General features: G+C 63.7%; 22 protein-coding genes. 6 read left to right on the forward strand and 16 right to left on the reverse strand.

Features of this window, described 5'->3' with window-relative positions; all coding sequences use genetic code 11:
* Positions 1 to 2: 2 nt before the first annotated feature.
* Complete coding sequence (locus ACUJ47_RS01035) at positions 3 to 1,280, reverse strand: APC family permease (protein ID WP_445536620.1); 1,278 nt, start codon at positions 1,278 to 1,280, stop codon at positions 3 to 5.
* Between the two features lie 91 nt (positions 1,281 to 1,371).
* On the opposite strand from ACUJ47_RS01035, the gene uvrC reads away from it, so the two are divergent.
* Positions 1,372 to 3,312, forward strand: coding sequence for an excinuclease ABC subunit UvrC (gene uvrC / locus ACUJ47_RS01040; protein ID WP_445536621.1), 1,941 nt, complete (start codon positions 1,372 to 1,374; stop codon positions 3,310 to 3,312).
* A 97-nt stretch (positions 3,313 to 3,409) separates the two neighbouring features.
* On the forward strand, positions 3,410 to 3,817 hold the full coding sequence (locus tag ACUJ47_RS01045; protein WP_445536622.1) for a putative quinol monooxygenase: 408 nt from the start codon (positions 3,410 to 3,412) through the stop codon (positions 3,815 to 3,817).
* 73 nt (positions 3,818 to 3,890) lie between these two features.
* On the opposite strand, the gene ACUJ47_RS01050 is transcribed toward ACUJ47_RS01045, so the two are convergent.
* Positions 3,891 to 5,111, reverse strand: coding sequence for a vanadium-dependent haloperoxidase (locus ACUJ47_RS01050; protein WP_445536623.1), 1,221 nt, complete (start codon positions 5,109 to 5,111; stop codon positions 3,891 to 3,893).
* 352 nt (positions 5,112 to 5,463) lie between these two features.
* On the opposite strand from ACUJ47_RS01050, the gene ACUJ47_RS01055 reads away from it, so the two are divergent.
* Complete coding sequence (locus tag ACUJ47_RS01055) at positions 5,464 to 5,979, forward strand: hypothetical protein (protein WP_445536624.1); 516 nt, start codon at positions 5,464 to 5,466, stop codon at positions 5,977 to 5,979.
* Between the two features lie 328 nt (positions 5,980 to 6,307).
* The gene (locus tag ACUJ47_RS01060; RefSeq protein WP_445536625.1) at positions 6,308 to 7,123 is read left to right on the forward strand and encodes a universal stress protein; all 816 of its coding nucleotides are present in this window, start codon (positions 6,308 to 6,310) and stop codon (positions 7,121 to 7,123) included.
* A 134-nt stretch (positions 7,124 to 7,257) separates the two neighbouring features.
* Here ACUJ47_RS01060 and ACUJ47_RS01065 read toward each other — a convergent pair whose 3' ends face one another.
* From ACUJ47_RS01065 to hisG, 6 genes are all read right to left on the reverse strand, one after another.
* Positions 7,258 to 8,181 (reverse strand): acyl-CoA thioesterase, encoded by a 924-nt coding sequence (locus ACUJ47_RS01065; protein ID WP_445536626.1) that lies wholly within the window; start codon positions 8,179 to 8,181, stop codon positions 7,258 to 7,260.
* A 161-nt stretch (positions 8,182 to 8,342) separates the two neighbouring features.
* Positions 8,343 to 10,460, reverse strand: coding sequence for a sodium-translocating pyrophosphatase (locus ACUJ47_RS01070; RefSeq protein WP_445536627.1), 2,118 nt, complete (start codon positions 10,458 to 10,460; stop codon positions 8,343 to 8,345).
* Positions 10,461 to 10,602: 142 nt separating this feature from the next.
* Positions 10,603 to 11,481, reverse strand: a complete 879-nt coding sequence (gene thiL, locus ACUJ47_RS01075) for a thiamine-phosphate kinase (protein ID WP_445536628.1) — start codon at positions 11,479 to 11,481, stop codon at positions 10,603 to 10,605.
* A gap of 100 nt (positions 11,482 to 11,581) precedes the next feature.
* On the reverse strand, positions 11,582 to 12,031 hold the full coding sequence (gene nusB / locus ACUJ47_RS01080; RefSeq protein ID WP_445536629.1) for a transcription antitermination factor NusB: 450 nt from the start codon (positions 12,029 to 12,031) through the stop codon (positions 11,582 to 11,584).
* The gene (gene hisD / locus ACUJ47_RS01085) at positions 12,028 to 13,317 is read right to left on the reverse strand and encodes a histidinol dehydrogenase (RefSeq protein WP_445536630.1); all 1,290 of its coding nucleotides are present in this window, start codon (positions 13,315 to 13,317) and stop codon (positions 12,028 to 12,030) included. The genes nusB and hisD overlap by 4 nt, the downstream gene beginning before the upstream one ends.
* Positions 13,317 to 13,985: an ATP phosphoribosyltransferase gene (hisG, locus tag ACUJ47_RS01090; protein ID WP_445536631.1), complete on the reverse strand. Its 669-nt coding sequence runs from the start codon at positions 13,983 to 13,985 to the stop codon at positions 13,317 to 13,319. Before hisG ends, hisD begins: the two co-directional genes overlap by 1 nt.
* Before the next feature lie 44 nt (positions 13,986 to 14,029).
* Between hisG and ACUJ47_RS01095 the strand changes: the two genes are divergently transcribed.
* Entirely contained in the window at positions 14,030 to 15,127 is a 1,098-nt protein-coding gene (locus ACUJ47_RS01095; protein WP_445536632.1) for a DUF2332 domain-containing protein, read from the forward strand.
* Here ACUJ47_RS01095 and ACUJ47_RS01100 read toward each other — a convergent pair.
* From ACUJ47_RS01100 to ACUJ47_RS01115, 4 genes are read right to left on the reverse strand one after another with little or no spacing between them, the layout of a single operon-like run.
* Positions 15,124 to 16,017, reverse strand: coding sequence for an alpha/beta fold hydrolase (locus ACUJ47_RS01100; protein WP_445538833.1), 894 nt, complete (start codon positions 16,015 to 16,017; stop codon positions 15,124 to 15,126). The genes ACUJ47_RS01095 and ACUJ47_RS01100 overlap by 4 nt on opposite strands.
* Before the next feature lie 2 nt (positions 16,018 to 16,019).
* Positions 16,020 to 16,832, reverse strand: coding sequence for an SDR family NAD(P)-dependent oxidoreductase (locus tag ACUJ47_RS01105; RefSeq protein WP_445536633.1), 813 nt, complete (start codon positions 16,830 to 16,832; stop codon positions 16,020 to 16,022).
* A gap of 28 nt (positions 16,833 to 16,860) precedes the next feature.
* Positions 16,861 to 17,739: a pirin family protein gene (locus tag ACUJ47_RS01110; protein WP_445536634.1), complete on the reverse strand. Its 879-nt coding sequence runs from the start codon at positions 17,737 to 17,739 to the stop codon at positions 16,861 to 16,863.
* Position 17,740: 1 nt separating this feature from the next.
* Entirely contained in the window at positions 17,741 to 18,013 is a 273-nt protein-coding gene (locus ACUJ47_RS01115) for a BolA family protein (RefSeq protein ID WP_445536635.1), read from the reverse strand.
* Positions 18,014 to 18,065: 52 nt separating this feature from the next.
* Between ACUJ47_RS01115 and ACUJ47_RS01120 the strand changes: the two genes are divergently transcribed.
* Positions 18,066 to 18,659, forward strand: a complete 594-nt coding sequence (locus ACUJ47_RS01120) for a J domain-containing protein (protein WP_445536636.1) — start codon at positions 18,066 to 18,068, stop codon at positions 18,657 to 18,659.
* A 10-nt stretch (positions 18,660 to 18,669) separates the two neighbouring features.
* On the opposite strand, the gene ACUJ47_RS01125 is transcribed toward ACUJ47_RS01120, so the two are convergent.
* From ACUJ47_RS01125 to ACUJ47_RS01140, 4 genes are read right to left on the reverse strand one after another with little or no spacing between them, the layout of a single operon-like run.
* Entirely contained in the window at positions 18,670 to 19,344 is a 675-nt protein-coding gene (locus ACUJ47_RS01125) for a dihydrofolate reductase family protein (protein ID WP_445536637.1), read from the reverse strand.
* 3 nt (positions 19,345 to 19,347) lie between these two features.
* Positions 19,348 to 19,980, reverse strand: coding sequence for a glutathione S-transferase family protein (locus tag ACUJ47_RS01130; RefSeq protein ID WP_445536638.1), 633 nt, complete (start codon positions 19,978 to 19,980; stop codon positions 19,348 to 19,350).
* Positions 19,981 to 19,990: 10 nt separating this feature from the next.
* Positions 19,991 to 20,347: a DUF1428 domain-containing protein gene (locus tag ACUJ47_RS01135; RefSeq protein ID WP_445536639.1), complete on the reverse strand. Its 357-nt coding sequence runs from the start codon at positions 20,345 to 20,347 to the stop codon at positions 19,991 to 19,993.
* A 29-nt stretch (positions 20,348 to 20,376) separates the two neighbouring features.
* The gene (locus ACUJ47_RS01140) at positions 20,377 to 21,222 is read right to left on the reverse strand and encodes an oxygenase MpaB family protein (RefSeq protein ID WP_445536640.1); all 846 of its coding nucleotides are present in this window, start codon (positions 21,220 to 21,222) and stop codon (positions 20,377 to 20,379) included.
* Positions 21,223 to 21,232: the final 10 nt, after the last annotated feature.

Consider the following 21,232-nt stretch of genomic DNA (forward strand, 5'->3'; position numbering starts at 1 on the left):
GATCACGCAGCTTCGGTCCCGATTGCCGAATTGCGCCTTGCGAACAGGAACAGGATTGTCCCGAAGATAAATAGCCCACCAAAGGTCAGCCAGGATTGCGTGGTGGCTTGGGATGCAATCCAGACACAGGACGCCAGCGAGAGGAGGGCCAAGGCCAGGTGCAACCAGTTGATCCTGCCTTCCCGACTTTCGATTTTCGGCAACGCTCCAGCGCTGATCGCGTAGGTCAGCAGGCGGGTCAGCGTACTCGCTGATGCAAGCGCGGCGAAACCGCCAGTCAGACTGAACAGCGCACCGGCAAAGCCATAGAACATGATCGAGTTGGCGGGGGTTAGGAACTGCGGGTGGATCTTGTCGAACCATGCAGGCAGCATGCCTTGTTCGGCCATGCCATAGGAGAGCCTGGGGACCACCACCATGCCGGCAAAATTGTTCGCCATGATGGAAAAGCTTGCGGCGAAGACGATCATGATTGCCCCGACCTCGCCAAAAGCGATGTTGGCCGCCCCTGCCAGCGCGTTTGTATCTCCAGTCGGTTCGGAAACAATTGCCATATAGGCCCAGATGACGGCCACATAAGCCAGCGTAACACCGGCCAGGGTGATCAGGATCACTCGCGGCAGGTCCCGCTTGGGATTGTTCAGTTCTCCCGCAGGTACAACCACACCTTCGAAGCCGATGAATGCATAGAAGGTGAGCAAGATGACTGTCTCTGCCCGGGTAAATTCGGGCAGGACGATTGCGGGCGCATTGTAGTTTCCGAACACTGCCGCAAGTACAAGGATGGCCAGCGGTGCAAGCTTGAGCACAGTCAGCAAGCCCAGAGCATTGACGGAACTGCGCATCCCCAGAACTATGTAGAGTGTCGAAAGCACGAGGATCATGAAAGCTGCCACCGATGCGATCCACGGTGTCTCCAGGACAGGAAACAGGGCCGCGAGATAGCTCACCATCACATGGGTGTTGGCGCCCATTGCGACGATCCCTGACGCATAGCGGCCCCAGCCAGCATGGAACCCTGCGAAGCTGCCGAATGCCGCTTTGCCGTAGAGCACTGGCCCGCCTGTCTCTTCGAAGCGGGTCGCGAGCCACGCGAAAACGAAGCAGGTCGGCAGGATCAGGATTGCGCCGATCACGATCATCGCAGGGGCGAAGCTGCCCACTGCAGCCACAAGCATTGCGGGCAAGGCAAAGATTCCTGCGCCGATCATCCCGTTGATCTGGAACAGCGAACTGCCCCAGAAACCGACCGTGCGCGGCGGTGCTATCGTCTTGTCCATCAATTCCCCCAAATGAGCCGCTACGCTGCCCGTAAAGCGGAACAAGCGCAAGCAATTGAGATTGTTCGTGCCTCCGCCTATCTCTGCCACCATGTCTCGCAGCAAGGCCGGATCACCGCACAACCCCAGAGGTGTCGAACGCTTCCATGAGGAGCGGGCGACCTATACCGTCGCCAGCGCGCAGCCGGATCTGGAAGCCGGGATCGCGGCGATCCGCGAGACGGTGAAGACGCTCAAGCCGGTTCCCGGCGTCTATCGCATGCTCGATGTGCGCGGCGACGTGCTCTATGTCGGCAAGGCGCGCGCGCTGAAGAACCGCGTCGCCAATTACACGCAGGTGCAGGGGCTGACCAACCGGCTGCTCCGCATGGTCAGCCAGACCCGCGGCATGGAGATCGTGACCACCAATTCGGAGGCGGAGGCGCTGCTGCTCGAAGCGCAACTGGTCAAGCGCTTCCGCCCACCGTTCAATGTCCATTTGCGCGACGACAAGAGCTTTCCCTTCATCCTGCTGCGCGCCGAGCACGACTTCCCGCGCATCATGAAGCATCGTGGCGCGCGCAAGGCGAAAGGCAATTACTACGGCCCCTTCGCCAGCGCGGGCAATGTCAACACAACCATTAACGCGCTGCAGAAACTGTTCCTGTTGAGGAGCTGCACCGACAGTTTCTTCAGCCGCCGCGACCGACCCTGCCTGCTCTACCAGATCAAGCGCTGCAGCGCGCCCTGCGTCGGACGGATCGGCGAGGCGGACTACGCCGCGCTGGTCGACCAGGCGAAGGACTTCCTGTCGGGCAAGTCCTCCGCCGTGCAGGCCGATCTTGAGCGCCAGATGGCCGAGGCAGCCGAAGCGCTCGATTTCGAGACCGCCGCGATCCTTCGCGACCGGCTGCGCGCCGCGACCTTCATCCAGGGTTCGCAGGCGATCCACGCGCAAGGGCTGGGCGATGCCGACGTTTTCGCGCTGGCGGCCAAGGGCGGCCATGTCGGCATCCAGGCTTTCTTCATCCGCGGGGGGCAGAACTGGGGCCATCGCGCTTTCTTCCCGACCCACACGAAGGATGTAGAGGAAGAGCAGGTGCTCGCCGATGTGATCCTGCAGTTTTACGAGGAAGTGCCGCCGCCGCCGACGGTACTGGTCGACCGCGAGCTTCCCGAAGCCGAGCTGATCGAGCAGGCATTTGGCGAGCTAGCAGGACGCAAGGTCGCCCTCTCGGTCCCGCAGCGCGGCGAGCGGCGCAAGCTCATGCAGCAGGCGGAACGCAATGCGGGTGAGGCGCTCGACCGGCGGCTGGCGGAAAGCGGCACCAAGGCCAAGGTGCTGCGCGACCTGGCCGAATTCTTCGAGCTCGACGGGGTGCCCCAGCGGATCGAAGTGTACGACAACAGCCATATCCAGGGCGCAAAGGCGGTCGGCGCGATGGTTGTCGCGGGGCCGGATGGCTTCCTCAAGAACCAGTATCGCAAGTTCAATATCCGCGAAGCGCAGACCAATGACGATTTCGGCATGATGCGCGAAGTGATGCGGCGGCGCTTCAGCCGCGCGATGGAGGAGGACCCGGAGCGGGAAGGCGGAACCTGGCCTGACCTCGTCCTGATCGATGGCGGCAAGGGCCAGATGTCTTCGGTGCGCGATACGCTGGAGGAACTGGGGATCGAGGACGTGCCGCTGATCGCCATCGCCAAAGGGCCGCACCACGGGCGCGAGGGGAGGGAAGTGTTCCACTTCCCCGACGGGCGCGAGAAGACGCTGCCGGTCAATTCGCCGCTGCTGTTTTATCTCCAGAACCTGCGCGACGAGGTGCACCGTTATGTCATCGGCGCGCACAGGGCGAAGCGCAGCCGCGCGATTTCCGCTTCACCGCTAGACGAGATCCCCGGCATCGGCCCGGCTCGCAAGCGCGCGCTGCTGCTGCATTTCGGCACGGCGAGCAAGGTGCGTGCGGCGGCGCTGGAAGACCTGCAACGCGCGCCCGGTGTCAGCGATGCCGTGGCCCGCAAGATCTACGATTTCTACCACGCGGGCGGGTGAGGGCATCTGGCCCGCCAACCGTCGGTTGAGCCGGGCAGTTGCCCTTTCCGCATCAAGTCGCTAGGTGCGCCGCGGGGGCTTTCACAAGGAAAGCAAAATGAAATTCGGCAAGACTTTTGCAGTGCTTGCGCTGCTCGCGGCGGGGCTTGCGGCCTGCAACGCGCCAGCGAATGAAACCGCTACAACACCGGCGGCTTCGGAAGATGGCGTCACTCTGATCATCCGGTTCGAAGCGAGCGATGAAGGGCTGGCAGAGCTCAAGGGCATTCTTGACGGCGTTTCCGACGCGATGACGAGCGAAGCGGGTTTCGTTTCGGCCAAGGTCTATCGCAATATCGACGAGCCCAACATCTTCGTGCTCGAGGAAGTCTGGACCACAAAGGAACTCCACCTCGAACATTATGACCGGATCAACCAGTCCGGCGACTGGGCGCATATCAAGAGCCTGCTCGTGGCAGAGCCGCAGATGGGCTATTACTCGGTCGATACGGCGGGCGCGGAATAAACGCGAACCGGCAATAGCGCGGCGCGGCCGGGATTTGCTCCTGTCGCGCCGCGCATTCGTTACTGACGCGCCCCTATTTCCTGATTGGCGGCATCAGCTTGAGCGTTTCCTTTGCGACATTGCGGCCGACCGCTTCGCCTGCCTCGTTCGAGAAGCGGTAGTGGAGGCCGCCCAACGTACGCGAGAACGACACTTCGCTCACCCACTGGTCGAATGTGGGCACCACCTGCGTGGCGGAGAATTCGAGCGAACGCGATCCCACCTGAACCCCGCCCGGCGGCGCATTGCCCACTTCGGCCTTGAGCACTTCCGCGACAGTCGCTGACCAGCTGCAATGGGCGCAGGGATATTCGGGGAAGTTGGGAGTGCCGATAAAAGGCACCCAGTCAGGGTCGATCTCCGTATCCGGGTTTCCGTCCTGGTCGGCGTTTCGAATGGCGGTGAGCGGGCGCCAGAAATTGTAATCCAGCTTGGCGTTCGAAGTGACGATCCCGGTATCGTCTCCTGCCATGTTGAACAGCGCCAGCATGCGCGCGTTCTGAACCGTGCTGCGGCCCGGCATGTCGGCGATGGCGCTGAGCGTCGGGAAGATCACTGGAGTGATGCGGTAACGCGCGATGCGGCTCTGGACCGAGGTTCGTTCGGTGCTGCTGCGCCCGCCCAGCCGCTTCACTTCGTTGAAATCGCGGGTCCAGATCTCGCTCTTCATCGATGGCGGCGGGGGCGGCATATAGGCTTCCACACTGTCGATCGCCCAAAGCGGCAGGATCCGGTATTCGTCGCGCAGCGATGGAAGCTGGACCGGCACCCATACGCCCGGCGCGGTGAGCGGGCGGTAAGGCGGGGCCTTCTTGTCGGGATCGGCCTTGGCGGTAGCGAGCGCGGCTTCGGCGGCGCGCTTGCCGACCGCAATGCCCTTTTCGCGGGCCGACTTGTCGGTGATCATCGAAAGCGCGAGCTCGTAGCTGTATTCGATGTCCTGCTTGCGCGCGGGGTAGCGCGCGACCAGCACGTCGCGCGCGGCTGTGATGACGGCGGCATCCACCGATGCGTCGGGCTCGCCGGTTTCGAGCCCGAGGTGGCTTTCATATTTGTGGTCGATCGCATTGGCCGCTTCGAACATTGCCAGCGCAAGCTGGGTCTGGGCGAAGTAGAGCTCGGGCGACCACGGGCTCTCGTCCTTGGAATCGATCGAATTGCCGAATTCGGCCCAGTCGGTGACGACATCGGCGTTAGCGGCAGGCGCGAGCGCCAGCCCGGCACTGGCCAAAGAAAGTGATAGAATCGCGCGCATATTCCCCCCTTATGCAGCGACCCGTGAACTGGTTATCGCAGAACGCTCGTCGGGGGAAGTTCGGGGTGCGATGGCGCGCTTCGGTTGGCCAAGGTGTGGGCTTGCCTGAGCACAGCTTTCCCGACCGATGCGACACATGCGACATAGTCCTGAAGAAGAAAAACTTCTCCCGCATTTGGACGCGAGGGTTGGTTTTGGGGCGATACAACGATGGCAAAGAGCGAGCGTCGCGCTTTTGCCAGAACGCGGCCATGTAGGAAACTCGGAATGTCCGCTTACGACCCAATTGCAGACGAACACGATTGCTCATGAATGAGTTGAACTAACGCCAATTTAGCATCACATTCGACTGATGTCTGATGTGAAAATCCTTCATGAGTTTCGTCACATTTTCTACCTCTCGCGAGCATTGCTCAATCGCAAGAAAAGGCCTGTGCGGACCAGATTTTGGCTTGATAAGGCATTAGCACTCAAAACTGGTTCAGATCTTTATTCATGGGTTCTCGCCGCCGACGGGCTGCATAAGGTCAATGAGGATAGACTAGACGACGCCAGGAAAGCATTCTCTGAAAGCCTAGAACTGTCGAGCCGACTCCGCGACGAAGATGAACAATTCGTCTACGCATACAGTGAGCTTTGGCTGGCAATCGGGGATAGCAAAGTCGGATATGAGCGTATCAAAGAACTAGGATTAGCAGCTCAGATGGCGAGCGATGGCGTTTCAAGCTTTCTCAGGCGGTTACTTCCTCTTGCCTCCATGGAAAGACTGGAAGAGATCTGCGGGCATCGCCGAAATGAAACTCAGCCATTGGTCAGTGCGGAACGGGATATTCCTGAAACAACGGTAGCTATCAATTTTGTTTTCTAGCGTCCGCTTTCCACCCAATTGCAGACGTTCAGGCGCATCGCCCCAGATCCCCGTTTCACCCAGGTCGCATGGACCCCGCTGCTGATCTTGTGCGGCAGGGCTTTCCACGCGGCCACAGCTCAATGCTTTCCTGTCGGGCTGCGGCAAAACCTCAGGCAATCACATATTTAGTGGAACGGGACGGCAGAACGGGCGTAGAATTCCTGAATCAGCGGGATTAACCTGCGGCGCGGGTCGAAATTGATCGTGATCAATGTAACAATGCGCCGAAAGCGTAGGTTGCATGTCATAGGGAAGTGGTTCGCCGAAGCGAAAGGAGAGACGCGCCATGAAATCGATCTTGCTGCACATCAACGACGATTCGGGGCTAGAGGCCCGCACACAGGCTGCGCTCGACCTTGCGCGCGCATTCGGCGGGCATATCACCTGCCTGCAGTCGGTGACTTACGAGATATTCGCGCCGGGCGATTTCTACGGTTCGGCCATGGCGGCCGCGATGCCGGTGATCCGCGAGAATGCCGAGGCTTTGCGCAAGGAAGTCGAAGCGGACCTCTCGAACGAAGACGTTCCGTGGGAATATATCTTCCAGTTCGGCATGGCTGAAAGCCGCCTGCTGGAAAAGTCTGCGATCAACGATGTCGTTGTGCTTGGCCCCAACGACATTGGCGATGAAGGCCCGCGTCCCTCGCGCATGGTGGGTGACCTGCTGCTGCATTCGCGCACGCCCGTGCTGGTGGTGCCGAAGGACCAGAAGCGGGTCGACTGGAGCGGGCCGGCCTTCGTCGCATGGAACGGCTCGACCGAAGCTTGCGTCGCGCTGCGCGCGGCGGTGCCGCTGCTGGCCAAGGCGAGCAAGGTCTACCTCGCATCGGTGGCGGAAAAGAAGCCGCGTGAACGGCATGATCTGCCGCCGGTGGAAGGCGCCGAATACCTCAGCCGCCATGGCATCCAGGCCGAACTCGTCGAAATCCCGCAAGGCGACGAGTCTGTCGCCGAGACGCTGGTCGACGCCGCTTCGATCCGCCACTGCAGCTATATGGTGATGGGCGCCTATGGCCACTCGCGGCTGGCGGAATTCCTCGTCGGCGGGGTCACGCGCAATGCGCTGACGGATCCGAAGCTACCGATCCTGCTCGCGCATTGACGATTTGGCTTCAAGCGCCAGCGCTCGCGTCCGCTCGCTCGGCTATCCTCGCTCACGCTACCTGAAGGTCGCGTCGCTGCGGGCGCCTGCTTGGGCTTGCGGGCCTTCGGCCCGAACGCGGGGCTTACGTCAGGTCAGTCCTTCCTGACCCTTTTCCGCATCATGCCTTCCTGAGCCACGCTGGCGACCAGCTCGCCAGCGCGGTTGAAGATCCGCCCGCGGTTGAAGCCGCGCCCGCCGCCGCTCCATGGAGCGTCGGTGGCGTAGAGCAGCCATTCGTCAGCGCGGGCAGGGCGGTGGAACCAGATCGCATGGTCGAGGCTGGCGCCGACCAGTTCGCCGCGCATCCAGCTGAGGCCATGCGGTAGCGCGCTGGTGCCGAGCAGGGTGAAATCGCTCGCATAGGCGATGATGGCGCGGTGTAGCGCCAGATCGTCGGGCAGCGGTGCGGCGGCCTTGAACCAGCTGTGCGCGCAGGGCTTGCGCGGCTCTGAATTCATCCAGTGCAGCTTGTCCGTCGTGCGCATCTCGATCGGGCGCGGGCGCAGCATCATCGCGCGTGCCGTGCCGCTGATCCCCGCCTTCTCGGCATATTCGTGGCGCAGCTCCATGTCGCTGCGCAAATCTTCCGGCCCTGGCACGTCGGGCATCATGTAGTCGTCATGTTCAAGCCCCGGCTCGGGCAGCTGGAAGCTGGCCGTGAGGTTGAGGATCGGGCGGCTGGTGCCGTCTTCCTCCATCTGGCTGGCGACGACACGGCGGTTGGCGAAGCTGCGCCCGTCGAAATCGGCGGCGACTTCGTAGCTGATCGGCGGGCCTTCCTTGCCTCCGCGCAGGAAATAGGCGTGGAGCGAATGCGCTTCCTTCCCGTCCCCGACGGTCGCTTGCGCCGCCTGCAGCGCCTGGGCGATCACCTGCCCGCCGAACACGCGGCCAACACCGCCCTTCTGCGGCTTGCCGGTGAAATGCATCGGAGCGCCGGGCTCTACCGTGAGGAGCCTGACCAGCCCGGCGACGAGCCGTTCGGGGGTGGGGGGATCGGAAGGTGCGTCTGCCATGGCGCATCCCTTGCGGCGCGCGTGAGCGAAGGTCAACGCGGCAAATTTGAGAGGGATGTGATTCCCGACCTGTCGGTTCGCTATAGGATCACACAAAAAGAAAGCCCCGCCCGGCGCAGTGCCGAGCGGGGCTCTCCAGTCCCGTCAATGCGGGTAAGCGATTACATCGCGTGACCGCCAGCCAGAGCCGCGAGCAGCAGCAGCGCGACAATGTTGGTGATCTTGATCATCGGGTTCACGGCCGGGCCCGCGGTGTCCTTGTACGGGTCACCCACGGTGTCGCCGGTCACGGCTGCCTTGTGGGCTTCAGAGCCCTTGCCGCCGTGATTGCCGTCTTCGATATACTTCTTGGCGTTGTCCCAGGCACCGCCGCCGGCCGTCATCGACAGCGCGACGAACAGGCCGCCGACGATCACGCCGAGCAGCAGTGCGCCGAGCGCCGCGAAGCCGTTGGCTTCACCCGCGATCGCGGCGATCACGAAATACACCACGATCGGCGCAAGCACCGGAAGCAGCGACGGGATGATCATTTCCTTGATCGCGGCCTTGGTCACCAGGTCGACGGTGCGGGCATAATCCGGCTTCGACTCATAGGTCATGATGCCGGGGTTGCTCTTGAACTGGTCGCGCACGTCGATCACCACGTCACCCGCAGCGCGGCCCACGGCGGTCATGCCCATCGCACCGAACAGGTACGGGAGCAGGGCGCCGAGCAGCAGGCCGACGATGACGTAGGGATTTTCAAGGCTGAAATCGACCGTCAGGTTCGGGAAGAACTCGCGAAGGTCGGTGGTGTAGGCAGCGAACAACACCAGCGCGGCGAGGCCGGCCGAACCGATTGCGTAACCCTTGGTCACGGCCTTGGTGGTGTTGCCCACAGCGTCGAGCAGGTCGGTCTTTTCGCGCACAGCGTCATCTAGGCCAGCCATTTCGGCAATGCCGCCGGCATTGTCGGTGACAGGACCATATGCATCCAGCGCCACGACCATGCCCGCCAGCGCCAGCATGGCAGTGGCAGCATAGGCAATGCCGATCAGGCCGGCGAGCTGGTAAGCCACGACGATGCCCGCCACGATCACGATCGTGGGCAGTGCGGTCGATTCAAGCGAAATGGCGAGGCCCTGGATCACGTTGGTGCCGTGGCCCGTTTCCGAAGCCTTGGCGATCGAGCGCACCGGACGGAAGCCCGTGCCGGTGTAATACTCGGTGATCCAGATGATCAGGCCGGTGATGACGAGGCCCAGCAGCGCGCACCAGAACAGGTCCATGCCGGTGAAGGTGGTGCCGGTTTCGCCCACGGTGATGCTGGTGGCGAGGCCGCCCAGGGCAACGTCGGTCGAGAACCAGATGGCCGGGATCGCCAGCACTGCGCTGACGAGGAAGCCCTTGTACATCGCGCCCATGACGTTCTTGCCGCCACCGAGGCGGACGAAATAGGTACCGATGATCGAAGTGACGATGCACACGCCGCCGATCAGCAGCGGAAGCGCCATCAGGTTCGGCAGCAGGTCGCCTGCGCCCTTCAGCAGCAGCGCGGTCAGCACCATGGTGGCGCCGACGGTGACGACATAGGTTTCGAACAGGTCGGCGGCCATGCCGGCGCAGTCGCCCACATTGTCGCCCACGTTGTCGGCGATCACAGCGGGGTTGCGCGGATCGTCTTCGGGGATGCCCGCTTCGACCTTGCCGACGAGGTCGGCGCCGACGTCGGCAGCCTTGGTGAAGATGCCGCCGCCAAGGCGTGCGAAGATCGAGATCAGCGAGGCGCCGAAAGCGAGAGCGACGAGGCCATCGACCACGGTGCGGTCTTCACCGCCGACCGAGTAGCCGCCTGGGCCGGTGAGGTACCAGTAGAACACTGCGATCGCGAGCAGCGCGAGGCCGGCCACGAGCAGGCCGGTGATTGCGCCGGCGCGGAAGGCGAGCGTCAGGCCCTGCTGCAGCCCTTCGCTTGCGGCCTGCGCGGTGCGGACGTTCGAGCGCACCGAGATGTTCATCCCGATGAAGCCCGCGACGCCCGACAGGATCGCGCCGATCACGAAGCCGGTGGCCGAAACGGTGCCGAGGAAATAGGCGACCAGCACGGCAACCGCCACGCCGACGAAGGCGATGGTGGTGTACTGGCGCTTCAGGTAAGCCTGCGCACCCTCCTGGATCGCCGCAGCGATTTCCTGCATCTTCTCGTTCCCGGCGGAAGCGCCGAGAACCTGGCGGCTGGTGACGAAGCCGTAGAGCACGGCCAAAAGTCCCAGCACGATTGCAATCTGAACTAGGTCCACGAAAAGTCCCCTCTTTTATGCGTGGAATTGCAGCCCTGCGGACGCAGGACCTGTTTGTGGCGGAGGCTATAGGGCCTTCACCACGAGTGACAAGGGGCGAATCGGCCTAGGCCATCGCTGTCACCAATTTGCAGAGGGGCGCTCAGTGCCGGTAGCCGAGCCCGTCCTGCGGGCTCATCGGATTGCCATCGACCAGCAGAGCGCTCGCCCCTCTGGCAGCGACAGTGCCGATCCGGGTCGCCTCGACCGGCAATGCGGTCCCGGCAGGCGCGGCGAAGAGCAATTCGTAATCGTCGCCCCAGCGCACGCAATCGTCTCGCCGGGCAGGGTCGGCCACCGGAAAGTGTGCACTATCCAGCGCCAGCGTCACTCTGCTGGCTTCGCCCAGTCGCCAGGCGTCGAGCAGCAACCCGTCGGAGATATCCATCATCGCGGTCACTTGCGGGGCGAGGGCGCGGCCTTCGCCAAGCAAGGGGCGCGGGCGGGTATAGGCTTCGCCATATGCGCCAGTGCCTTGCCCTTGCTCGAAGCCGAGCATGGCGCGGCCAAGCGTTCCCGTGACATAGACTGAATCGCCGGGCCGAGCTCCGCGCCGGTCGGGCACGGGAACATGGGTTGCGCGCCCGATTGCGGTCAACCCGAAAGCACGTGCGCCTTCGCTGCGGCCCGTGCCCCGGATCGTGTCACCGCCGAGCAACGGCACGGCATAGGTGCGCAGGACTTCTCCCAGCCCTTCGAGGAAGCGCTCGTCGCCTTCGCCCAGCATGTGGCCCAGCAGCACGCCGATGGGTTCTGCGCCTTTCGCGGCGAGGTCGGACAGGTTCACTGCGACCAGCTTCCACGCCACGTCGGCCATGTCTGCGCCAACCGGGAAATGCGTCCCCTCCGCCATCATGTCATGCGTGAGGACCAGCGTTTCGCCGCCTATGGAAAGCACTGCGCAATCGTCTTCCAGCCCGCGTGCTGCGGGGTGGAGCAAGAGCTTCCTGAGCGCCTCGATAAATTTGGCTTCACTCGTCATGCTGAACTCGTCTCAGCATCCATTGTGCCATCCAAACCGATCTTCGCAATTGGAGAGATGGACCCTGAAACAAGTTCAGGGTGACGGATGTGAGAGAAAATCAGTTCCTGACTTCCTTCGCCACCGCATCGAGAATGCCGTTGACGAATTTGGCTTCACGGTCATCGAAGAAGGCCTTCGCCACATCGACATATTCGTCGATCGCAGTCGCGGTGGGCACATCGGCGCGGGCGACGAGTTCATAGGCCCCGCTGCGCAGGATCTGCAGCATGGTCTTGTCGAGCCGCGCCAGCGTCCAGCCTTCGGCCAGCTTGCCCGCGAGTAGCCCGTCAATTTCCTCGCGGCGCGCGTCGACGCCCGCCACAAGGTCGTCGAAGAAATCGACTTCGGCTTCGGCATATTGCTCGTCGTCGATTTCCATGCCCAGCCGGTGCTGGTGGAACTCGTTGAGCAGCCGCGCCAGCGGAGTGCCTTCCATCTGCTGCTGGTAGAGTGCCTGCACGGCGGAAAGCCGCGCGGTGGAGCGTGCTTGCGAACGGGGGATATTCATTTGAGCCTCAATTCAACGGATTTCGCATGCGCGGGCAGGCCTTCAGCATGGGCGAGCGCGACCGCGGCCGGGCCGACCCGTCCGAGCGAAGCCTCGTCGAGCGCGATGAAGCTGGTGCGCTTCATGAAGTCGAGCACCGAAAGCCCGCTGGCGAAACGCGCGCGGCGGCCTGTCGGCAAGACATGGTTGGGGCCAGCGACATAGTCGCCGATGGCCTCGGGGGTCATCCGGCCCAGGAACACGCTGCCGGCATGGCGGATCGCGCCGAGCAGAGGCTCGGGTTCGGTCACTGCCAGTTCGACATGCTCCGCCGCCAGCCGGTTCGCGAGCGGCGCAGCTTCGGCCAGCGTTTCGACCACGATGATCGCGCCATTGTCCTGCCAGCTGGCAGTGGCGGTTTCGGTTGTCGCGAGCTGGGCCAGCTGCGCTTCCACCTCGGCGGCCACCTCGTCGGCAAAACCGGCATTGTCGGTGATCAGGATCGATTGCGACGTGGGGTCGTGCTCGGCCTGGCTCAACAGGTCGGCGGCGATCCAGTCGGCGCGGTTGTCGCCATCGGCGATCACCAGTACTTCGCTGGGCCCGGCGACCATGTCGATGCCGACCACGCCATAGAGCTGGCGCTTGGCTTCTGCGACCCAGGCATTGCCGGGGCCGGTGATCACGTCGACCGGTCGGATGCGGTCAGTGCCATAGGCGAGCGCGGCAACTGCCTGCGCGCCGCCGACTCGCCAGATCTCGTCGACGCCCGCAATATGCGCCGCGGCAAGCACGAGCGGGTTGGTCTTGCCGCGCGGGGTGGGGGTCACGACCACCAGCCGCTCGACGCCCGCCACCTTGGCCGGGATCGCATTCATCAGCAGCGAGGAGGGATAGGCCGCCCTGCCGCCCGGCACATAGAGCCCGGCAGCATCGACCGGTCGCCAGATCGCGCCCTGCCGCACGCCCGCAGCATCGGTGAAGTCGCGGTTCGCGGGCAATTGGTCGCGGTGATAGGCGCGGATGCGTTCCGCTGCGAGTTCGAGCGCGTCGCGAAGGTTGCTGTCGAGCGCTTCATAGGCGGCACGGCAGGCTTCCGCCGAAATACTCCAGTCGGCTTCCTCGGCCAGCGCAAAGCTGTCGAAGCGCTGCGAATATTCTGCCAGCGCCGCATCGCCGCGCGTCTTCACATCGGCGAGGATCGCTGCGACCTGCCCAGAAACGTCGCTGTCGCTTTCGCGGCGCGCATCGACCAGCGCGTCGAACCGTGCGGCGAAATCTGCGTCGGAGGTGGCGAGCTGCAACATCAGGCGCTTGCCCCTTCCTCGGTCACGCGGCGGAAAGCTGCGACCAGTTCGGCGACGCGCGGATCGGTCTTGAGCGCAGCGCGGTTGACGATCAGCCGCGCCGAAATGTCGAGGATGCGGTCGGTTTCGACCAGCCCGTTGTCCTTAAGCGTGCGCCCGGTCGATACGAGGTCGACGATCTGCCGCGCCAGGCCCAGCGACGGGGCAAGCTCCATCGCGCCGTTGAGCTTGACGCATTCGGCCTGCACACCCTTCGCTTCGAAATGGCGGCGGGTCAGGTTCGGATATTTGGTCGCCACGCGCAGGTGGCTGGCGCTGCGGGCAGGGCCCTCGCTGCCGACCGGCACCGCCACCGACAGGCGGCAGTGGCCGATGTCGAGATCGACCGGTGCGTAAAGGTCGGCGTAGTCGAATTCCTCGATCACGTCCGACCCGACGATGCCGACCTGCGCAGCGCCATGCGCCACGAAGGTGGCGACGTCGAAGGCGCGCACGCGGATCAGCCGCATGTCGGGGCGGCTGGTGGCAAAGCTCAGCGCGCGGTTCCCCTTGTCGTGGAACGCGTCTTCCGGCACCACTCCGGCAAGCGCCATCACCGGCAGCGCTTCGTCGAGAATGCGCCCCTTCGGAATGGCGAAGGTCAGCTGAGAGGCCACGGTGTCTGTCATTGCGCCGCGGCACTTAAGGATTAGCCGCGGAAAGGGCAATGCAAATGGACGATGCGGGCAAGAAGCCAAAGTATGAGCTCGTCGACATGGGCGTGACTGGGGAAGACGCGGTGCGCACCGCCTTCGCCAACCAAATCGCCTATTGCGAAGCCAATGGCGCGCCGGTCACAGCGCGGGTTTGCGCGGCGATCATGGCTGCGGTCGAGAGCGACCAGCAGGGCGCACTGCTCGAACGCGTACGGTGCTGGCAGGGCGCGCCGCTGGCCGATGCGCTGCCGCTGCGGTTGGCAGGCGGGATCCACGCGCTGCAGCTGGCGGGTGAAGCGCCCGAGCTTGGCCCGATCTATAGCGGAGCGCCTGCCAACGATGCAGCGATCGTCGCCGAGGTGATCCGCACCCATGAGGCGCGGCTGATGCCGTGGCTCGACGGGCCGCCGCAGACCAACGAAGCGGGGCGATCGAGCAATTTCATAGCAGCGATGCTGTGGCTGGCGGATCGGGGCCTGCCTGCGTGTTTCGAATGCCTGGAGATCGGTTCGAGCGCCGGAATCAATTTGATGATCGACCGCTATCGCTACGATCTGGGCGGGGTCCTCGTCGGGCCGAACGAGGCCGCGATGCGCTTCGCTCCCGAATGGAAGGGGCCGCCGCCGCCAGACCATGCGTTTGCCTTCGCTTCGCTCAAAGGCTGCGACGTCGCGCCGGTGGATCTGACCGATCCGGCGCAGGCGCTGCGGCTCAAGGCCTATATCTGGCCCGAGCACACAATCCGCTTCGAGAGAATGGAAGCGGCGATTGCGGCGGCGAAGCAGCGCGCGCCCGATCTCGTGAACATGAATGCGGCAGATTTCGTCGAGGCCGAGCTGGCCAAGCCGCAGGCCCCCGGCACCACGCGGGTACTGATGCATTCGATCGTGTGGCAATATGTGCCCGGGGACCAGCAGGCGCGGGTAATTGCCGCGATGGAGGCCGCTGGCGCGCGCGCCACGCCCGATGCGCCGCTGGCATGGGTGGCGCTGGAGGCGAACCGCACGCTCCACCGCCACGAATTGCGGGTGCGCTATTGGCCCGGCGGCGAGGAGGAAGTGCTGCTCGCCCGCGCGCATGCGCATGGCGCGGATATCGAATGGAAGGCGGGTTAGCTGGTCGCGGCGAGGAATTCTTCCATCGCGGCGTTGACCCTGTCGGGCGCTTCCCACGGCACGAAATGCCCGCAGCCAGGCACTTTGACCAAGGTCAGCGGATCGATCATTTCTTCGATGCCTTCGATGTTTTCAGGCGGCAGGGCAAAATCGTCCAGCGCCCAGATCACCAGCGTAGGAATGGTGAGTTTCGGCAGCGCAGGCGGAGCCCAGCCTTCGGGCAGTTCGAAGGGCTCGTCCATCGCCGGAACGACCATGGGGCTGGCCCGGTAGTAATTGAGCATGCCGATGGCGGCCTCTGCATTCTTCCAGTCGTCGAGCAGCGCGGCGCGCTCTTCCGGTTCCATCGAGGAAGGCCGGTCGAGTTCCATGGTCTTGAGCAGCAGGCCTGTCAGCCCCTGTTCGCGCAGCATCGCGTCATTGGCCGGGTCGCGGAATTCGCGGATATACTGGCTCGCCAAGCGCTGGGTGCGGTTGGTGTAGAGCAGGTGCTGGAACACCGCCGGATGCGGCGCATTGGCGATCACGGCGCGGGTCACGCGGCTATGCTGCCCGCCAATCGCTACGCCCCAGGCGATCGCTCCACCCCAATCGTGCCCCACGATGGTGAACTTCCCGACGCCCAGCGCGTCGGCCAGCAGGAAGATGTCGCCGATCAGCTTGTCGGGCGAATAGGATTCCACCCCTTGCGGCTTGGACGACCCGCGATAGCCGCGCTGGTCGGGCGCGATGCAGCGATAGATGCCCGAGAAATGGGCGATCTGGTGGCGCCATGTGCGGTGGCTTTCCGGGAAGCCGTGAAGGAAGATCAGCGCGGGTGCATTGCGGGGCCCATCATCGACCACGTCAAGCTCGATCCCATTGGCGAGCGTGACCCGCTTTTGCTGCAATTTCACCCCTCGGCTTCCATCTTCTCGATATAGCCCGCGGCGACCATGGCGGCGATCTGGTCGAACAGCTGGTCGGGAGTGCGGCGCATCTCGCCCATCGCCTGTTCCATGCCTTCGGCGACGATGATTTCGCGCTGTCCCGAAGCGACCGCGTCGATCATCGTATTGGCAGCATCCGCCGGCCGAATGCCTTCCTCAATCGCCTTGTCGCTGCGCCCGCGCCTGGTGCCATCGGCAGTCAGCGCGTTGCGGCTGACATCGGTTGCGATCGAGCCGGGGAAAATCACATGCACGCTCACCCCCTTCTGGCTCAGTTCCGCGCGCAAGGCGTCGGCATAGCCAGCAAGGCCGAACTTGGCCGCGCAATAGGCGGTGCGCATCGGAACGCCGACCTTGCCTGCGATCGAGGAAATGAACAGCAGCGCGCCCGATCCGCGCCCGGCCATGTGGGCGATCAGCCCCTGCGTGAAGGCGATCTGCGCGGTCAGGTCGATGTCGATGATCTCGCGATAGACGCTCATGGCGGTCTTGAGCGCGGGGCTGCGCTGCGAGACGCCGGCATTGGCGACGGCGATATCGACATGGCCTTTCCATGCCAGCGCCTTTTCGGTCGCCTCGGCCAGCGCCGCTTCGTCGCGAACATCGAAGGGGAGGACGAGCGTTTCGCCGCAATCCTTCGCCACTTCGGCAAGGCGCTCTTCGTCGCGGCCCGACAGCACCAGATGCGCGCCGCGCTTCGCCCATTCGCGCGCCAGCGCCGCGCCGATTCCCGAGGATGCGCCGGTGATCCACACTACCTTGCCGTTGAAATCCATGCTGGTCGCTCTCCCTGCTCGCGAAAGTTCAGTCGCTGCGCGTCAATGGTTGCTCAGGTATCCGGATCCACTCATCCTCGTCACCCGGCACTTTTGGGAATCGCCCGGCATCCCAGTCCTCGCGGGCCTGCCTTATGCGAGCGCGGCTGGAGCTTACGAAGTTCCACCATGCATGGCGCGGAGTGGTGAAAGCCTCTCCGCCAAGCAGCATGATGCGCCCGCCGCGTTCGCTCGAAAGCGTCATGTTGCGGCCGGGGGCGAGCACACTCAGCTCGTAGAGCCCGAGCGCCTGCCCGTCGACCGAGGCTTCGCCGCCCACCAGCATCACTGCGCGTTCGTCGGCGCTGATCTCGATCGGCAACGAGCCTGACGGCGCGAGCACGATCTCGGCATAGATCGTGTCGGCATAGGTGGTGGTCGCGGCGCGCTTGCCCCACAGCTCGCCCATGATGACCACAGCCCTTGCGCATTGGTCTTCGACGATGGGCAGGTCCTTCACCGCTTCGAACGCGGGATCGATCTCCTCGCGCCCGTCGGGCAGGGCCAGCCAGGTCTGCATGCCGTAGAGCTTCGGCCCCGTCGCGCGTTCCTCTGCAGGGCTGCGTTCCGAATGGACGATGCCGCGGCCCGCGGTCATCAAATTCACCTGGCCGGGGCGAATGGTGGAGAAGCTGCCTACACTGTCGCGATGGTCGATCGCGCCTTCAAACAGCCAGGTGACCGTCGCAAGGTTGATATGCGGGTGCGGTCGCACGTCCATGCCCTTGCCGATATCGAGCTGGCCGGGGCCGAATTCGTCGACGAAGATGAAGGGGCCAACCATCGTCCGCTCACGCTTCGGCAAAACGCGCCGGACCTCGAATTGCCCAAGGTCATGCGTGGTTGGCGTGATGATTTGCTCGATCATGTCACTCTCCGGGTGCGGAAGCCCTTATCGCCATGGCATGTACGCGCTGGCCGGGAATGTCGCCCAATGCGGCATTGACCATCCGCTGGCGCTGCAGCCGCGACACGCCCGCGAAGGCCGCGCTTTCGATCACCACGGTGAAGTGGGATTCGCCGCTGCCGTCATCGCCCGAATGGCCATGATGCTTTGCGCTGTCGTTGATTACGTCAAGCTGCGTGGGCGCAAAGGCCGCGCGCAGCAAGGTTTCGATTTCCTGTGCTACCGGTATGCTCATCGGGTGAATTTGGGGGTTCCTTTTCGATCTGTCCATGCCCATCCTAATGCGAGTGACGCAATCAAGGTTTCATGGGCGGTATGACGACAGCGGGCGGGTGTGCGAACATCCGGCCTGCAGGGAAGCGGGCGAGTTCCGCGCGCCCGGCTATCGCCCGAGCGGTTTCGACGGGCCGGGCGAATATCGCTGGTTCTGCCTTGAGCATGTGCGCGAATTCAATTCGGATTACGACTGGTTCGATGGGATGAGCGCGGAAGAAATCCTCGATGCGCAATCGCCTGCCAGCGGTTGGCGCACCGAAAGCCCCAGCTTCCGCCTGGCTGCAGGGGTCGACGGCATGCCGCGCTGGGCCGATTATGACGATCCGCTCGATGCGATCAGCGCGCGGGCCAACGGGATCAAGAGCCGCACCCAGCGCGAGGCCCAAATGGCCATGGACGGACGCTTCAGCCGCGAGGAAGCGCGCGCGCTCGACACCATGGGGCTGGGGCTCGACACCGACCGCAAGCGGCTGCGCCAGCGCTATTCGGAACTGGTCAGGCGCTATCACCCGGATCGGAACGGCGGTGATCGCAAGTTCGAAAGCCGCCTCAACAGCGTGGTCGAAGCCTATCAGCTACTGCGCAAGTCGAACGCGATCGGGTGAGTTCTCGGCCCTACCAGCTTCCTTCTGCCATTCTCCGTTGACGGTCTGCCTCACGCTTGCTCGAACTCTGACCCGGCGCATCTGCGGGGTAGGGCGGCAAAGGCCCATCAGGGCGATAGGTAGTGATAATCGTACCCTTGTCGGTTACGCGGTGGTCGGTGACCGCGAGCATGGCTGCTGGCGTACCGTCGCCGAACAGGCGCTTGCCCGATCCCAGGACCAAAGGAAAAGTCATCACGGTCAGCTCATCGATTAGGCCTTGAGCGAGAAGTGCAGGATAGAGCGTACTCGATCCCTGGATCAGCAGGTCGGGACCATCAGTCTCTTTCAGCTTCGCGACATCATCGACCCCGCCCAGCCGGTGGCTGTTCTCCCATTCGAGCGGCTGGTCACCTCTCGTCAGGACGAACTTGTCGATCCTCGTGAACAGTTCGCCCATGCCGCCATCCGCGTCGCCGACATAGGGCCAGTATGCGGCGAAGATGTCATAGGTCCGCCGGCCGAGCAGCAGGCTGAAATCGCCGGAAAACAGGGGGCCTAGCGTCGCACCTATTCCCTCGTCGCCAACCTTGAACACCCAGCCGCCCTGGTCAAAGCCGCCAGTGGTGTCTTCGGCTGGTCCCCCCGGCGCCTGTATTACCCCGTCGAGGGAAACGAATACGGCGCCTTTGATCGTACGCGGCATGGTTCAGGCTCCTTCGGCGGCTTCTTCGATCAGCGCCTGATCGATTGCCAGTCCTTCGAGATATTTGGGGCGCTGTACGAGCCGATCGACATAGGCGCGGAAGCTGGGCCGTTCGGGGATCGAGCCAAAGCGCAGGCCCCAGATGAACTGGCTGCCCAGATAGACGTCGGCCATGGTGAAGCGGCGCCCCGCGGCATAATCGTTTGCGGAGAGCCAGCCGTCCACTGCATCGAGCGTCAGCTCGAATGATCCGAACCCGGCCATGCCGCTTCGCCCTTCGGGCACTTCCCAGCCCATTGCCCGCGCCACCACCGCCTGCTCGAGCGGCCCCGCCGCAAAGAACAACCAGCGGAAATAGGCCGCCTTCTCATGCGCGGCAGGCAGCAGCCCGGCATCGGGATGGGTCTCGGCGAGATAGTGGCAGATCGCCGCGCATTCGGTCACGACATGGTCATGCCCGCCATGGTGGTGCACCAGTGCAGGCACCTTGTTCATCGGGTTGATGTCGCTGAAAGTGGCCGGGCGCGTTTCCCAGGTGAAAACCTGCTGTTCGTAATCCGCCCCGGCCTCGTGCAGCGCCCAGCGTGCGATCTGTCCGCGGCTCATCGCGACAGTGTAGAATGTGAATTCGGCCATGATTGCCCCTTCAGTCGCGCCCCAAGGTGTAGATCGGCGTAAAGCCGCCGAAGATCAGCCGCTTGCCGGCAAACGGTATCTCCTCCGGAGGTTCCATTTCCTCGTCTTCCTGCATCCGCTTGGCCGCTTCCTCGCAAATTGCCTTGTCGGGCCACACCACCCAGGAAAACACGATTTTTTCGCCCTCTTCGGCCTGCACCGCCTTGCGAAAGTCAGTATGCACGCCGGTGGGTATGTCGTCCTCGATCGCCTCGACGATTTCGATCGCACCATATCGCTGGAACATCTCGCCGGCTTGTTGCGCCATCTTCTTGTAGGCATCTTCCTTGCCGGGCAGCACCGGCAACACAAAACCTTGAATGTACATGGCCGATCTCCTCTGATGGATGAAGTAACTCAGTTCTGCCGGAATGCCCAGCGCAAGGTCTTGCCCATGCCCCAGGTCGCCGCGCGAGCGGGCAGGGCGGCCATGCCGGGGCGGGTCAGGCCCAACATGGTGCGCGCAAAGGGTGGCAGCATTTCGACCGCGTCGGCGCCCAGCAAGGCCTGCAGGCCCGGCGGAGTGCCCGGCGCGCGCTGGGTCAGCACCAGTTGCGCCACTTCGCGCGCTTCGGCGGAAGTGCGCAAATCGGCGCGCATCTCGCGGAACAGCTCCTCGGCCTCGTTGCGGCTCTCAGGCACCGGATCGGCGCCGAGCGCGCGCGCAATGAGCGCGAACTGGCGGTAGTATTCGTCCTGCTGATGGCCGGGCATTTCCGGGTGCACATGGCGCTTGTATCCGGCAAGGAAGCTGCTCGCTTCGGTGACATGGACCCATGCCAGCGTGCGCGGATTGGTGGCGGAATAGTGCGTGCCATCGGGCAAGTTGCCGGTGACTTTCGCATGGATGCGGTTGACCCGCTCGATCGCCCTTTGCGCATCGTCGCGGTGGCCGAAGCTCGTCACCGCAATGAAGCGCGCGGTGCGGCGCAAGCGCCCGTGCATGTCCTCGCGGAAATTCGAATGGTCGAGCACGCCTTGCAGCGCCTCTGGGTGGAGCATTTGCAGCAGCAAAGCGCGAATGCCGCCCACCATCATGCCCACGATATCGGCATGGACCATGCGGATCGGCGAATCGCGTTCGAACAGCGCCTCGTCCGATATCGGCACCGGTTGCTGCCCGCCGGCAGTGTCGTTGAACACGCCGCGCACCCGCTCGACCAGCCTGAGGCGAAGTTTCTCGATCGGATCGGGCGAAGCCATGATGCGACAA

The sequence above is a fragment of the Altererythrobacter sp. Z27 genome, assembly GCF_052683155.1.

Coding starts and splice junctions, on each gene's coding strand:
- uvrC (WP_445536621.1), top strand. CDS start 1,372: ATGTCTCGCAGCAAGGCCGGATCACCGCACAACCCCAGAGGTGTCGAA.
- ACUJ47_RS01130 (WP_445536638.1), bottom strand. CDS start 19,980: ATGGCCGAATTCACATTCTACACTGTCGCGATGAGCCGCGGACAGATC.
- ACUJ47_RS01095 (WP_445536632.1), top strand. CDS start 14,030: ATGGACGATGCGGGCAAGAAGCCAAAGTATGAGCTCGTCGACATGGGC.
- ACUJ47_RS01110 (WP_445536634.1), bottom strand. CDS start 17,739: ATGATCGAGCAAATCATCACGCCAACCACGCATGACCTTGGGCAATTC.
- ACUJ47_RS01115 (WP_445536635.1), bottom strand. CDS start 18,013: ATGAGCATACCGGTAGCACAGGAAATCGAAACCTTGCTGCGCGCGGCC.
- ACUJ47_RS01140 (WP_445536640.1), bottom strand. CDS start 21,222: ATGGCTTCGCCCGATCCGATCGAGAAACTTCGCCTCAGGCTGGTCGAG.
- ACUJ47_RS01035 (WP_445536620.1), bottom strand. CDS start 1,280: ATGGACAAGACGATAGCACCGCCGCGCACGGTCGGTTTCTGGGGCAGT.
- ACUJ47_RS01105 (WP_445536633.1), bottom strand. CDS start 16,832: ATGGATTTCAACGGCAAGGTAGTGTGGATCACCGGCGCATCCTCGGGA.
- ACUJ47_RS01060 (WP_445536625.1), top strand. CDS start 6,308: ATGAAATCGATCTTGCTGCACATCAACGACGATTCGGGGCTAGAGGCC.
- nusB (WP_445536629.1), bottom strand. CDS start 12,031: ATGAATATCCCCCGTTCGCAAGCACGCTCCACCGCGCGGCTTTCCGCC.
- ACUJ47_RS01125 (WP_445536637.1), bottom strand. CDS start 19,344: ATGCCGCGTACGATCAAAGGCGCCGTATTCGTTTCCCTCGACGGGGTA.
- ACUJ47_RS01135 (WP_445536639.1), bottom strand. CDS start 20,347: ATGTACATTCAAGGTTTTGTGTTGCCGGTGCTGCCCGGCAAGGAAGAT.
- ACUJ47_RS01065 (WP_445536626.1), bottom strand. CDS start 8,181: ATGGCAGACGCACCTTCCGATCCCCCCACCCCCGAACGGCTCGTCGCC.
- ACUJ47_RS01055 (WP_445536624.1), top strand. CDS start 5,464: ATGTCTGATGTGAAAATCCTTCATGAGTTTCGTCACATTTTCTACCTC.
- ACUJ47_RS01050 (WP_445536623.1), bottom strand. CDS start 5,111: ATGCGCGCGATTCTATCACTTTCTTTGGCCAGTGCCGGGCTGGCGCTC.
- hisD (WP_445536630.1), bottom strand. CDS start 13,317: ATGTTGCAGCTCGCCACCTCCGACGCAGATTTCGCCGCACGGTTCGAC.
- hisG (WP_445536631.1), bottom strand. CDS start 13,985: ATGACAGACACCGTGGCCTCTCAGCTGACCTTCGCCATTCCGAAGGGG.
- ACUJ47_RS01045 (WP_445536622.1), top strand. CDS start 3,410: ATGAAATTCGGCAAGACTTTTGCAGTGCTTGCGCTGCTCGCGGCGGGG.
- thiL (WP_445536628.1), bottom strand. CDS start 11,481: ATGACGAGTGAAGCCAAATTTATCGAGGCGCTCAGGAAGCTCTTGCTC.